Below are 13,244 nucleotides of genomic sequence, written 5' to 3'. Positions count from 1 at the left end.
CCGGACGTGATACTCTCGCATCATCCGGCTCCCATTGTCCGGCCGTATCCATGCAGCAGAGGCCAATGGGCGAACAGCCGAGGTTGGCGTTGCGCGATGCGCAGAAGCCAATGTCGGGATCTCCGCTTGTGCCCCCGCAAGGACTTGTACTTTCCCGAAGCCCATCGAGCCAAGTATCGTTCGATGTTCCAAAGGGTGGGTTGGAGAGCCGAAGGACAGAACCGTCCATAATAGTTGATCCAGCCGCGAATGTACGAGTTGAACATCCGCGCCAGATCATCAAGAGCCTTGTCACTGCGCAGATGCAGGGACCAACTACGAATAGTGCCCCGGATCGCTTTGAGCGCCGTCGGACTGGCCGCAGGACCGAATGAAACACCCATGCCCCCGGCCCTCTTGCTCACCAGTCTCGGCCTGAACGTGTAGCCGAGAAAGTCGAACTTGTGGACCGTGTGAGTACCTCGCCGACTTTCATCCCTGCAGTAGACAATTTTAGTCTTGTCAGGATGAAGCGTCAGCCCGCAGTCAGTAAGACGCGCGTCCAAGGCTCGCCGAAGCGCCATCGCCTGGTCCTCGGTCCGGCAATGACAGATCGCGTCGTCAGCATAGCGTTCAAACGGAATGTCCGGGAAATTCCGACACATCCACATGTCAAACGCGTAGTGAAGAAAGAGGTTTGCCAAGAGGGGGCTGATCACCCCGCCCTGTGGCGTTCCTCGTTCTCTGGCGACGAGACTTCCGTCCGGCATCTGCACTGGCGCTTCCAGCCATCGCTCGATGTAGAGAAGCGCCCACGGGCAATCGGTGTGCTTGCGCACAGCCCGCATCAGCAGGTCCGGTTCGATGCTATCGAAGAAGGTCTTGATATCAAGATCAAGAACCCAGTCGTAACGCCAGCATCGCCGTCGCGCCACGCCGATCGCATCGAGCGCCGATTTGCCGGGCCGATATCCATAGGAATCCGGATGGAATTTAGGCTCCACCGTTGGTTCCAGACGGCGTTTGACCACCATCTGCGCAATGCGATCGGCGACCGTGGGTATGCCCAGCGGACGCGTCTTCCCATCGCTCTTGGGTATGTCGACCCGCCGCACCGGCGGCGGAAAGTAGCTGCCCGACGCCAGCCGATTCCAGAGCTTGTACAGGTTGTTCGTAAGATCAGCCTCAAAGTCCGCAATCGTCTGGCCGTCAATACCAGCCGCTCCTTGGTTGGCTCTAACCCTCTTATATGCTTCCCACACCTCTCTTTTCGGGATCGTATACGACTTTGCTCTATCCACGAGGATCCTCCCGTCGCCGGTTGTCCTCGCTCCAGAGCTGAACAACGCATCCCCTTCGCTCCAGCCCCATTACAGGACCTTCAGCACTACTACGGGCTGCTCCGCCCCTGTGCCCCGCTTCGGTAATCTCACCCTCGCAGGGGCCGCCTGCTTGGGTTTCTCCCTTGACATCGGGGCGACAGGTTCCCGCGTTCCACACGAAAGCCTGGTTAAGAGTCACGCCGCCTTCATGCCGGATGTCGCCTGGGCAGAAATCAGGTCGCCCCCCAGACTCGTCCCGGGCTAACGAATTCCTCCCGGTTTCGACATCATCTTGCACTTTTCGACACGTCATCAGCGGTTCGCTTGCGCTCGTCTCTCTAAACCTCACCTGACGGACTAAAGCCCGCCTTTTCTGCAACGCTCACCACCACGGCTCTTTACCGTCGCAGCTTGCAGTGGTTTGAAGCCTACCCCTGACGGTCGGCTTCGAGGGGCCTTACCCTCATCTTCCGTGCAGCTCGGCTCCCACATTACTGCGGGCGCCTCGCGGCACACCCTCGTCCAGGTGCCAGATGTCGTTCCGGCTGGGCTGCTTGCGGTGAAGGCGACGCGCGTAGTCGGGCCCGAATTTCTTTCCCCACCGGCGGATCGTCTCGTAGGAAACGACAATGCCGCGCGCCAGCAGCATTTCCTCGACCAAGCGCAGGCTCAGCGGAAACCGAAAATAGAGCCACACCGCATGGGCGATGACCTCAGGCGGGAAACGATGGCGCTTGTAGTTGATGGCAGACGCGTTCATGCCAGTGCGTCTATCGCCGCGATACCTGACAAGCAGTTACCGTGACATCGCCCCATGACCGGAACGCTCGCCTGAATTCTGCAGCAGCGGCCTTAATCCGATCTATCTCAGATAACGTGACAAGCCCCCCTCAGGAGTTCGGGCTCGTACGTTGCCAAACCAGCCGGAGTTCGAGGCGTTGGAGGACGCCGGACTGATGACGAAGGAGAAGCTACCGGTCAGCGACCGCAGGCGAAATGGGAGCCTAGCTACGAGCAACGCGTCGGGTCACGCAAAGGCGTGCCCTGATTTCGCACGGTCTCGGCGTTAGATTCGCGGCCAATCATACTCGCGCCGAACGATCTCGCGCACGTTGGTCAAACATTGCAACGAGAGGTTCTGCTCGAACAGCCCCATCAGTTCCCCGAGAAGCGTGTCGCGTGCCTCGTTCTCGATCTTGTCGCGATCGACGTCGACCGTCGTTCCGGGAAGCTTGCCCATCGCCTCGGTTTTCATGTCGACGAGGCGCGAGCCGATCGCTTGGAGGGAGGTGAGTGTGGCAGCATCGGCATTTTTGGCCGCGCGTCCGACCTCGCCCTGTAGCTTGGTAACCTGGGCCGAGATGATGAGCGTTTTGTCACCGTTTCGGAAGTCGTTCCGGCGCAGCGACTCCACCTCACTCGCCATCCTGTCGGTCTTCTCGGTCAACTTTTGGAGCGTGAGCTGACCCTGATTGGAGACCTCCTGCGCCCAAGTTCCAGCGTCTTTGCAAATGCTACCGCCAATCTCATCCCGGATCGTCTTCCATGCTTTCGTGTCCTCAAAGCCATCACGGCGAGCATTTGGTACCACGGCTTTTGGATCGACGAAGATCTCGCCAATAAACCAGTCCTGGTACCGGCCGTTGGACTTGTTTTGACGCTGGAATATCTCACGGACGAGCGCCGTACCGTCAATCTGGATGTTCTTCGTCCGCACGCGGATGCCGCGTACCTCAGCGTCGACATACGAACCCGGAACGTCTTTCTTCCCGATCCACGCCCACCACTTCTTGCTGGGTGACTCGTAGAATTTGTGCTCGGCCAGCTCGACTTTGGAATCCGCACCCTCGATCTCGAACTTGGCGGTGTAAGGCTTGAACACCTCTGTAGGAGCTTTGCTCGGCTCCTCGATCTGGATACGGACGGTTTCAATCGGCACGGGCGAACTCTGGGCCTTCTCGCGGATCGATGCGGCCAGTTTAAAGTCGCTGCGATAGTTCACCGGTGAGACCTGAGACGCGAACAACTCCATGTGCTCTGGCGAGGTGAGCTCAAGGGGCGGCTCCACCAGCGATCGCATGCTCACCTCGAAAAAAGCCGGATCACCGGCGGTGACGTCATGCTGGCGCCCCTCGACACAGGCTTCGAGGATGTCATGAGCCTTGTACTTACTGCCTTGGCTTGGTGACATCATCACCCGCATCTTCTTTGCGTCGAAGATGACTTCTGTGAGCAGAGGTTCCCGGTTTGCCTTGGTTGTGAATGTCAGCGTGTCGCAAAAAGCCACCCCGGCGAGCCGGCCGATGCCGCGGAATCCAGCATCGTTGATGAAGTCCTTCGACGAGGCGCCGATCGATACAAGGGTTTGGACGGCGTTGGTGGCGGGAAGCCCCGCACCATTGTCACGGATTCGGACCCCCTGCCCATCAGCATCATAGATGATGCGAATGAGACCCTCGCCGAGTTTTAGGTGATGAAGTTTGGTGATGGCACGCTGGATCGAGTCGAAGCTGTTTTGAATATATTCGCGGATCGCGTTACGAGTCTCCTCGTACATCCCGATTGTCAGTGTCTCGAGGACAAAACCCCCAAAATACGGTTCGATCTTAACGGGGCGAAAATCAGCCATTTGCTTCTCCTTGCGAGATCTCCCGCCGGACGTCCTGAGGAGTGCGGAATCCTATGTGCTCGTCAAAGCTGTAGGCTGCGATAATATTTCCTGCCGCAGCAAGCTGGCCCCGCGGCAGGACATACAGATCCGCGACGTGATCAAGGACTAGTGCGGGTGTCAGCGCAACATCTCCTATGCGCTGCGAAAGCTGCAGAGCCGCGTCCGACTGAACGTCGATCAGCAGGTCTTGGTCACCAATCCACAAGGAGCGTAGCGCGTTCTCGCGATCCAGGTCAGTGTCGATTTTGAACTCTACGGCGATCGGCGGCCGATCGACCGAGGGAAGATAGAGCGGAACATGACTCGCTTTGGATGCCCTTGTCGCAACGTCCTGGATCGGCAGGCTCGCTATCGGAAGGTGCTGAAGGGCGAACAATTTTTGCGCAACGGCGGGGCGAGGAGACGCTAGGAACTGATTACGGTCATCAAGATAGGTGCCCGCCAGCAGTCCCATGTAAAGGAATGTGGCCGTCACCGGGGGCAGCCCCTTCAATGCTTCGGCCAGATCGTTGGCTGCAGCGACACGTTGTTGATCATCGCCAGAAAGGGATACAAGCCGTCTTGCAAAGCCGACAAGGCCCTTCCCCCGGAGCGCCGCCACAGCTTCTGCATTCACTATGTCGACAATCTGGCCAGAGGCAAGAGCGTGGCGGATGCTCTCCTCGAATGCTGTGAGCTGCGCATCGACGTCAACGCCCTCGCGCGTCCCGTAGACCGCCTTTAGCAGGATCGCTTTCGAAACAGTCATCCCATCTGGGTCCATGAATCGCAAATTACTCGCACGTGCGATCCCAGCATTGATTTTTGCGCGCTCCTGGAGTTCTCGCTCTATCGCCTCGCTTCTGATTTCCGCGTCCGTTTTCGGCGGGGGCAATGCCGGCGGACGCGCCGTGGCGACAAACTTGGCCGTCCGCTCGGGCGATGCTACTTTCATGACCTCCGACAGCCGACTCTGATCGAGCAGGACGAGTTCCTGTACGCCCGCGGTACGGGCAGCCTCAAAGCTAAGCATGGGATGTGGTGGTTGGACGCCTGGACCGTTGGATTCGTCCGCGGCCCTAACCGGCAGCGTACCGGCCATTCGCCAGTCGTTCTTCACATCTTTGGTCAGGATAATCACGTTGCGGACCCGATTGGCACGGGCGTGCTCTAGTACCTCCTGCCAGAAGATGAGGTCACCCCAGCGGTTGCTGCCTACGACGGCCTCGTTACCGTCATCGGTCCCGGTCACCTTTTCCTTTTTGTGCTTATCCTGAAAACCCGGAGGAACCCTCCCGGTATATCGCGCTGCCGAGAGCCCTTCGAGGGAGGTGAACTGATCGAAAAGCGCTCCGCCCTTTAACGCATAGCGATTGGCGAAATCGATGACCTCGCGCGCGTTGCGGTCGTAGTTTGCCGACCATGCGGCGGCGCGATCGGTCAAGGTACGGACGGACCGCAGGGCGTCACGCGCCTGGTCGCGTTGATGGCCAACACTTGGCGCTCCGCCCAGTGGCTCGTCGAACAATGTCCAGAACATGGAGAAGGATTCACCGACCAGGCCGTTGAGCTTTTTGATATGCTCTTCGACATCGGTGGGCAGTCGCTTCTCGACATGGTGCCGGTACAGTTCGTGTGTAGACCAAGTGGGAACCGAAATCCGATCACCGCAGACCTGCTTCAGCCAGGCCGAGAATTCTTCGCGCGATTCAGGGCCGATCTTGAACATCCACATCAGAAAGGATGTGTCTATGTAGATATGGCTGCCTGGCAGTCGAATCATAAGATCCACCCGCCTCGCGAAACCCCCCATATCCTCGGAGTCGAGGGGAAGCTGGAGACAGGCGCTGCGGTTCTCAAATCGTCCACGTCTAGGGGCACCCGGGAGGGTCCCGCCAGCGCGACGTCGCATTGCAGCCAACGCGCGCACCTTCTTCTCGACTTTCAGAGCTTCCCCCCGTCCGCGCTGCTCCCGCCGATTATACTTCGCGGGAACCTTTACAACTCTGGCGACAAACTAGCGCGGTACTTAGTCGGGCACAACGGCAAAGCAGGGCCTGATCAATAGATGCGGAATTGATCAGAAGCCGGGCTTTGCTGAGGACGGCCGTCGTCTTGGCAGACTCATGCGCTCTAAACTCTGGCGCAGTCCATCGACCTCGTCGACCGAACGGAGCGCTCCCCGATCAATTGACACGAACGCGAGCGAGTTCGCGCGCTCCAACCCAATTCCAAACAGTCCGGTGAAGTCGACGACGAACCGGAGACCGCTTACAATGAAATGCCACGAGCCCCGATCTGCATTCGCGGGAGACGGCAGGACTGCAATCACAAGCGGCGCACCTTCTCCGTCATCGATCTCGAAGCTCTCGATGAACACTGCGGGGTCGCAGCCTTCACCGGGTCCGAACAGCCTACCTTCGATAAGGTCCGCGTAGTGGCCAAGCGCATGCCCGGGCCGCCCGCGGGTTCTCGATGCGGCCATGCGCCATATGCATGTGAGGATGAAGTCGACCAGCAATGCCGGCTGCGGATTTGGGAGCAGCACAGGTCCGTGTTGGCCGGTGGCTAGGCTCCGCCATGATCGGCAGAAGGCAATCCCATAGCCATCGGCAAGCCCGGTCCGACGCTCGTGCCGTTCGCAGAGGATACCTTCATCCAGTTTTCCCGACTGGGTTACGCGATAGCCGTCCTCGAGACCCCCCATGATGATGGTCCGCCTCGGGCGCTTTGAGTCGTGGAAAAGCGCCCGAGGCAGGACGTGAGAGCGTACGGTCGGCCGTTCGGCGCAGATTACACAGATAGGAGAAATTGCATTCATCTGGTTCGCTGACATTCTTGACCTGAGCAGCGGCAACACTAGCAAAGGGTGTGCCGAGACGCTTGCTTAGACGGTTCGAGAAGCAGGCTTCCACACTGCCATTTGCAACTGCTGGCGCTCAGAGCTTAACGATGCAATCGCGAATAGGCTGACCCTGGACGTGGCGAAGCCGACGCCGCTGATCTCTCTAATTCTCAAGACGCATCATTATTCGATCAATTAAAGACTTGGCTGCAACGCGATTTGCAGAGCATTCATATACAAGATCGAAAAATTTCTGGTAAATCGCCCGCTGCTCCGGCGGGAGGCGCATTAGAGGAGTTTCGATCGGGGAAACGTCATCCATTAATTCGCCAAGTCGAACACGAATTCTCTCTATCACGGCGGCTCGCATATGAGCTTCGTCTTTCAGTACGTCCATCCCTGCTACCTTGGATAGATGCAGCAGTGTTTGGTCTGTCACGAGCGCGAGGCGTTCCCGTTCCGCCCTGCTGACACCACCTTGGTTGATAACCGACAGCGTGTCCTCGGCTGATTGAGCCTGCAGCTCGAATTCCCGCGCCCATTTTCTGCGTACCGAACTTGTCCGACAGCGCCGAGCGATGTCTCGCGCGGTTGGCGTCAGGTGATTCAATAGATTGTTGTAGTGCGCGTTCTGTTCGAAGTGATCGCGCCGGCCATTCGGGACGACCTTCCTGTCGAGCACATGTACTTCGCCTACCGACCAAACGTTGAATCGTGGTTCTGGAAACAGATCCTCAAGAAGGGTGTGGTCGCCGACTTGGACGTTGCCCGCGCGAAGCCGAAGACCTTTCAGGAGCGTCCCGGTCGGCACCGCCCCTTCGTACTCGTGATGCATGACCCAGCCGACCGCCGCGGCGTCGCCATCGATGCCAGGGATCTCGATAAAGGTCACGTCATCGAACGTGATATCCGCCTTATTGTCCAATACAAACCGGTCGCGGTGCGGACGATAGAGCGGCTCTTCGGCGGCGTCGATTCGAATGTCGAGCACACTTAGATCGAGATGATGCGAAAGTGCCTCGGTCATTTGCCCGCCGAAACGGAAATCGGGGGAGAACGGCAGGGGAGCGACCTGGCTCAGATAGTCGCCAATCGCCATCGGGCTCATCAAGCGATCGTTCCGCAGCCGGACAATGCCCCTCATTTCAACTTCGAAAAATCGCTCCGGTGCGTCGGAGATTTCGACGCGTTGCAGCGTGGTCACTTGGCGGATCAGCTCCGCGATACCTGTATCCTCTTCCAATGCGCGCAGAGCTACCTTCAGTTGGCGGCAATCCCAACGCAGTTCGGAAATTTTGGCCTCACCCGGAACGCGCGAACGGAAGATCAGCTCCTGCGCATATGCGAGCCCTGCGAGCCGGCCTACGCCGCGAAATCCACGGGCCGGTGTCCCTCGCTTGGCACTGCCACCAAGTGCGGTCAACTTGCGACCGAATTCCTGGAAAGGAACGCCGCAGCCGTTGTCTCGAATTCGGACCGTCCTGCTACCAGGCTCGACCGAAATCTCGACGCGGCCAACCTCGCTGGCAGCGAGCTGGCCAGCGAGCTTGGCCGCGTCGACCGCGTCAGCTGCGTTTTGAATGTACTCGCGGTACACGGTCATAGGGTCGACGTACATCGCGCTCGAGACGAGCTCGAGAACATCCTTGCCGATTACGATCTCCGGCAACTCGTGGCGTTCGGCCGTCCCGCGACTTGTTAACGCCGCCCGGGCGAGCTTGATTGCAGCCGTCGCGTTCATGCGGCGATCCCTTCATGCGTCTTCGATTTGCAGACCGGCGAGGGCTCCTCTTCATGGTCAAGGCCTGCGTCCTCGACCCGTTCATCCTCCGCCAGACCTGTTTCGGCAGTTGGCTCGCCCCTGGTAAGCTCCTTCTGCTTCGCCCAAATTGCAAACAGTTCGTCTTTAGGCACTGGCACGTAGAAGCGAAGAACCCGCTTCAGTGCCGCAGTTGTGGCCTGCTCCGCCAGCCCCGCAAACTGTCGAGGATCGCACGACGACAGTAACTCCAGCAGCTCGCGCCTTTCATAGCCATCGAGCCTGTTGAACTCGGCCCGGTACGCAGCGAGCCGCTCCTCGGGATCGAAACGTTCGTACCAATCGCGATTGAAGATGAAGTCGTGCGGGAGAGCCAGGATACGCTCGTACTCCTCGAACGTGTTGCCGAAGGCCCGCTTAAAAAAGGTGGGTTCGCCGCTGACGATGCCGTGGGTCGCCTGCAGGATGAGCTGCATCGAGCGGAGCTGGTAACGGGTCCACTTGCTGCCGATGTGACCACGATCGGGCCGGTCGGTCGGCTGGAAGCGCATTGGAAACGACCAGATGCGCACGCCCAACTCCTCGTTGAGAGTCACGTTGAGCCGCATCCGCTCAAACAAGTCCGCAGGGTTGTCATGGAAGTTATAGAGCATGTAGTTCGAGAGCTCGGTGAGGCCGTATTCGGCGGCGTACCGCACCGCCTGTTCGTACGGCTTCCTCACACCGAGATGGTCAAACGCGATCCTCAGCGGCTTGAGGCAGATGGTCGCCAGTTCGCGCAGATACATGGGATCTTTGCAGAGGATCCGGGCATCAACACCCTGATTAAAGTCGACCCGGCGCTGGACAGGCACCCGCATCCCTTCGCGCTGGAGCTTGGCGCCTGGCGTGAACCCGAGATCGCGGATTTCGGCGATGATCTCCTTGAAGCGCGGGCTTGCGACGACATTGTTGTCCATAAGGGTCAAGTCCTTTTTTGGACCGTAGAGCGCGTCGATGGCCTTGATGAGCGCCGTCAGTGACTCTGTGTCCCGCTGCGCGCCCTCGAGCTTTGGCACTCCGCAGAAGTGACATTTTCGAATACAGCCGCGGGAGGTGTACGCGAAGTAGGCATCACGGACCGGATACTTGTAGTCGATCTGATCGAGGATGCCGTAGTCGGGGACCATATCCTCGATCGGGCGGCCCTCGGTGTCCTCGGCATAAAGCTCCTCTGAAAACTCATCCAACTGGAGCGCAACAGCCGGCGGATCCGAGAGCAGCCCCTTGATAAACCGTATGCCCTGCCAGCGTCTCTCCTCAATGAAGCGCTCGTGCATCAATGAGGCGGCAATCCCGCCGACGAAAACTTTGTCGGCTTGACCGTTGGCGACCTCCAATGCGAAATCGATCGTCTGCGCAATCTTCGGGTACTCGAAAGAGAAAAGGGTTGTGATGTAAATTCGGTCCCACGCCTGGTTCAGAACTGAGCGATCTTCCCCTTTGATGAATCGGACGCGATCTCGTTTCCCCCGCGGTCCATGATATTGGGCAATTTTCATCAGGCCGAGCGGTGGGTACTTGTTCTTGTAGCCGGGCTCGATCAGCAGAATATTCTTGTTAGCCATTGACCACCTTATAACGAGCGCGCTTTCGAACTTCGCGAATAAATTCTACCGCCTGCTTGACGCCGCCTTGGCCGCCGAAGCCCCTGAGGGGGCCCGAGGTGGACCAATCGATCGTTCCGGCAAAATCAGAAAGTGCGGTGATGAACGCCCGCTTGTCACATGATCGTCCAGCGTCGCGGCATTCGTTGACAATATCCGCCGCGATGCGAAAAAGCGCATAGACCCCCACACCCTTTGTCAGCATATGCTTGCGTGGATTGGCCCACTCCTGCGGGAGCACCACGCCAACCGCACGCCAGAAATCCAGCACGATACGCAGCGCTTCCTCGACCGAGCCCTTCGAAGACAGTTTGGTCGCCTTCAGGAATGCATGGATGGCTTGCTGCATCATTCGCAGCGAAACGATCCTTTTCAGGCCGGAGGTCGTCTTGCCGCCAAGGTTCAGGCGCCGATGCCACGGCGAGTCTTCTTGGTTGTTCAGCCTGAATGCAATGAAAAGCTCGGGACGTTCGAGGGCCAGATCCTCGGCAAGTTGGGCTTCGTGGTAGTCGAGCAGACTGGTGCTCAGTCCCTTGGCTTTGCTGTTGATGATGCTGAAGACCTCCATCTCCTCGCGCTCGGAAAGCTCGATAAAGCACATGAACGGGAGGGGAATCGGCAGGTCGCCCAGGTGACCGAGGCGGTGCTGGCAGTCGACCTGTGCCATGATCTTCTGGGCGCCGGCCGAGATCTCCAGGCGAATGCGACCATCCGGAAGCTCGTCGATCCGCCATTCGTCATTTAAGGCCGGCCGCAGGTTCAGCGTCAGCGGGATCGTCGAACTCTCGGGCTCCTTGATGTAGCGCCGAAAGTCCTGGCTGTGACGGTCGTTGAAAGGACGTTGATACCCGCGGCGGCTATCCTCATCGAGGATGTCGGCAAAGCTCAAGCGATAAAGAACGTCTGCCGGCGCGAAGCCGAGCAAAACAGGCCTATGCGCCGATTGGCCTTTCAGACAGTCGATAACAATAGCGGATGTCACTCTGCGAATCCGACGACAAAATTGCAGTTCCAGACTGCACATTCTGCAGTCTGGAACTGCAGGTCAAGGCGGAATTTGTCTGCACGGCAACTTTTGCGGCAATCTAACAAGCCGTTTTGCTATTCCGCCCTAAAAGTTCGCTCGCGCTCAGTGCGGAGCAATGTTTTTGGGTCGAGGCTAAGGCACCGATTCGATCAGAGAAAAGGTTGGGCGCGATGCTGCACGATTGCGACAATACGATCCCGAATAAGATCTCCGTTCGGAGCCGCCTCCAGAGGTATAGCAACATGGGGAGCCGAGTCGAAGGTCCGTCGAGCGCAGTTTGCCATCAGTTGCGCAGCACGGGAAACCGGCAGTTCGATCGTCCGCGCAAGCGCGAGAAAATCATCGGGGGTCAAACGGTCGTCCTTGCCATTGAGCTTTAACGCCATCCGGTCGTGTTGGAGGCCCGGGAACAGCCGCGTGGTTACCGCATCGTAGACGGGGGCGAACCGGACTTGCGTGAAGCCATCGGCGCCGTCTTCGGCAATTTTGAGCAGTGCCAAGTTCTTCAGATGCATGTCGCCATCAGCGATCAGCCAAGCGAAGACAGCACGTTGGAACAGGATTTCTATGTCGGCAACGGGATCGGTGGACAAGGGGCGCAGGCCGCGCGCCATTCGCTCCATGGTGCCATCGTATTTGCGGGCCGCCGGGAGCTCGAGGATCGAGCAGAAATCCTCAACTGCAAGTCGATGGATGTCGTTGTGGGAACGGCGAATGTCGAACCGTTCGATCAGTAGGGCAGGTGGCATCTGGTCGGGCATGCGCACGAGGACCGCCTCCGGAACATCGAACGCGGCCTCGCGCGCCAGCATCAGACAGATCCATTCCACGATGGGCAGGTCGTCGAAACCGCTCGTCCCGGCAGGCTTCAGGATATGGGTGAAAGGATCGGTGATTGCTGGAACCAGATCACCGTCCTGCCTGAGGCACATCGGCGCCTTGATCTGGACGCCGGACAGCCGCGGTGTGTTTGCGTCCGCGAACAGGCGCGCAAGGTTATCCTGGAAGGTATCCTCGAGGGAACGTCGGGTCGGCCCTTTGTATTGGCCAGTGAAGAGTCCGCCAGCCTGGAAGTGAGCAAGACGCCCTTGCAGAACATCCTGCGGAACAGTTGCCAAGTCGACGGAACCGTCGACGATCGTTATGTTGGAGATGTAGCGACGGCTCGTCCGGAGAGTTTCCCGTTCATCGCGATCATCGAGAACGTGTGCTAGCCAGCCTTCCGGAAGCAGCGATTCGATAAAAGGGGGTAGGCTGCCTGGGCGTGTCGGGCGGATCAATGGCGGCTGTCGACCCGCGGCCGCCGTCCAGCGCCATTCCACACCATCATGGCTCAGTCGGCCGACAGGTTCCCCGTGCCAAGCTACGACGAGATCAATTTGCGCCCTGTTGATGGGTGCCTGGACCGGTCGAGCCGCGTTGAGAAAGGCTTCTGCGGCTTCGGCCTCGCGAGTCCATCTGTTGGCGCGCGCCAGAGCCCAAATGGCATCGGCCGCAGAGCTTGCATTCCCATACTCTTCGATCAACCGGTCTGCCATGCTTCGGCGCATAGCAGGGTCGATTGCACTTGCATGTTCGCTTCGTAGACGGAAAGCTTCCAGAAAACGCTGGCCGGGTGATGAGGCGGTGATATGGAACTCGCCCATGTCGTCGCCAACGATGACCGGTACCGTCGAGGGGTTGTCAGGCGCCTGGTTCTGTATGATTTCGAGGTCCCGGATTCGGCTTCGCTGGTTGCGACGCCCACTTAGGAAGAGGCGGCCGTCAACTGTAGGCGCGAGCTGGAACGCACTCGGGCCCGACAAAAAGGCGTGGGGATAAAGGTAGGCTGCGATGCGGACTGCATGGTCCATTACCGTCTTGTTTGCGTCGTCGTTGGCGTCCACATAGACGCCGCGCAGCAAGCTCACGAGCGTGCCAGCCTGCGCAGCCACATAGGCTCGGTGCCTGTCGAGATTTTCACCGACGAGATGGAGCGGCATGACTTTCCCGTTTTTCAGATGCGCGAAAGTTATA

8 protein-coding genes and 1 pseudogene are annotated in these 13,244 nt (G+C 58.8%); all 9 read right to left on the bottom strand.

All coding sequences use genetic code 11. The annotated features are described in order from the left end of the window. Positions 1–20 precede the first annotated feature (20 nt). Positions 21–1,280, bottom strand: coding sequence for a group II intron reverse transcriptase/maturase (gene ltrA / locus ACFSQT_RS02110; protein WP_379016682.1), 1,260 nt, complete (start codon positions 1,278–1,280; stop codon positions 21–23). A gap of 532 nt (positions 1,281–1,812) precedes the next feature. Continuing rightward, positions 1,813–2,061: pseudogene (locus ACFSQT_RS02105) on the bottom strand (IS6 family transposase); the annotation flags it as partial. A 306-nt stretch (positions 2,062–2,367) separates the two neighbouring features. Next, positions 2,368–3,930, bottom strand: coding sequence for an ATP-binding protein (locus ACFSQT_RS02100; RefSeq protein ID WP_379016797.1), 1,563 nt, complete (start codon positions 3,928–3,930; stop codon positions 2,368–2,370). Then, entirely contained in the window at positions 3,923–5,734 is a 1,812-nt protein-coding gene (locus ACFSQT_RS02095; RefSeq protein WP_379016796.1) for a PIN-like domain-containing protein, read from the bottom strand. The genes ACFSQT_RS02100 and ACFSQT_RS02095 overlap by 8 nt, the downstream gene beginning before the upstream one ends. 297 nt (positions 5,735–6,031) lie before the next feature. Continuing rightward, positions 6,032–6,472 carry a hypothetical protein gene (locus ACFSQT_RS02090; RefSeq protein ID WP_379016795.1) on the bottom strand — a complete coding sequence of 147 codons (441 nt, stop codon included), beginning with the start codon at positions 6,470–6,472 and terminating at the stop codon, positions 6,032–6,034. 487 nt (positions 6,473–6,959) lie between these two features. After that, entirely contained in the window at positions 6,960–8,537 is a 1,578-nt protein-coding gene (locus ACFSQT_RS02085) for an ATP-binding protein (protein ID WP_379016794.1), read from the bottom strand. Further along, complete coding sequence (locus ACFSQT_RS02080; protein ID WP_379016793.1) at positions 8,534–10,162, bottom strand: radical SAM protein; 1,629 nt, start codon at positions 10,160–10,162, stop codon at positions 8,534–8,536. The genes ACFSQT_RS02085 and ACFSQT_RS02080 overlap by 4 nt, the downstream gene beginning before the upstream one ends. Beyond that, complete coding sequence (locus ACFSQT_RS02075) at positions 10,155–11,183, bottom strand: DGQHR domain-containing protein (protein ID WP_379016791.1); 1,029 nt, start codon at positions 11,181–11,183, stop codon at positions 10,155–10,157. The genes ACFSQT_RS02080 and ACFSQT_RS02075 overlap by 8 nt, the downstream gene beginning before the upstream one ends. Positions 11,184–11,377: 194 nt before the next feature. Then, positions 11,378–13,210, bottom strand: coding sequence for a HipA domain-containing protein (locus ACFSQT_RS02070; protein WP_379016790.1), 1,833 nt, complete (start codon positions 13,208–13,210; stop codon positions 11,378–11,380). Positions 13,211–13,244 lie beyond the last annotated feature (34 nt).

This window comes from Mesorhizobium calcicola (assembly GCF_042682105.1).
Lineage (GTDB): Bacteria > Pseudomonadota > Alphaproteobacteria > Rhizobiales > Rhizobiaceae > Mesorhizobium > Mesorhizobium calcicola.
This window is presented reverse-complemented; position numbering and strand designations above follow the sequence as displayed.

What these genes read in the sequence shown, in the direction of transcription:
- ACFSQT_RS02095 (WP_379016796.1), bottom strand. Translation starts at nt 5,734, where the DNA reads ATGATTCGACTGCCAGGCAGCCATATCTACATAGACACATCCTTTCTG.
- ACFSQT_RS02070 (WP_379016790.1), bottom strand. Translation starts at nt 13,210, where the DNA reads ATGCCGCTCCATCTCGTCGGTGAAAATCTCGACAGGCACCGAGCCTAT.
- ACFSQT_RS02085 (WP_379016794.1), bottom strand. Translation starts at nt 8,537, where the DNA reads ATGAACGCGACGGCTGCAATCAAGCTCGCCCGGGCGGCGTTAACAAGT.
- ACFSQT_RS02100 (WP_379016797.1), bottom strand. Translation starts at nt 3,930, where the DNA reads ATGGCTGATTTTCGCCCCGTTAAGATCGAACCGTATTTTGGGGGTTTT.
- ACFSQT_RS02080 (WP_379016793.1), bottom strand. Translation starts at nt 10,162, where the DNA reads ATGGCTAACAAGAATATTCTGCTGATCGAGCCCGGCTACAAGAACAAG.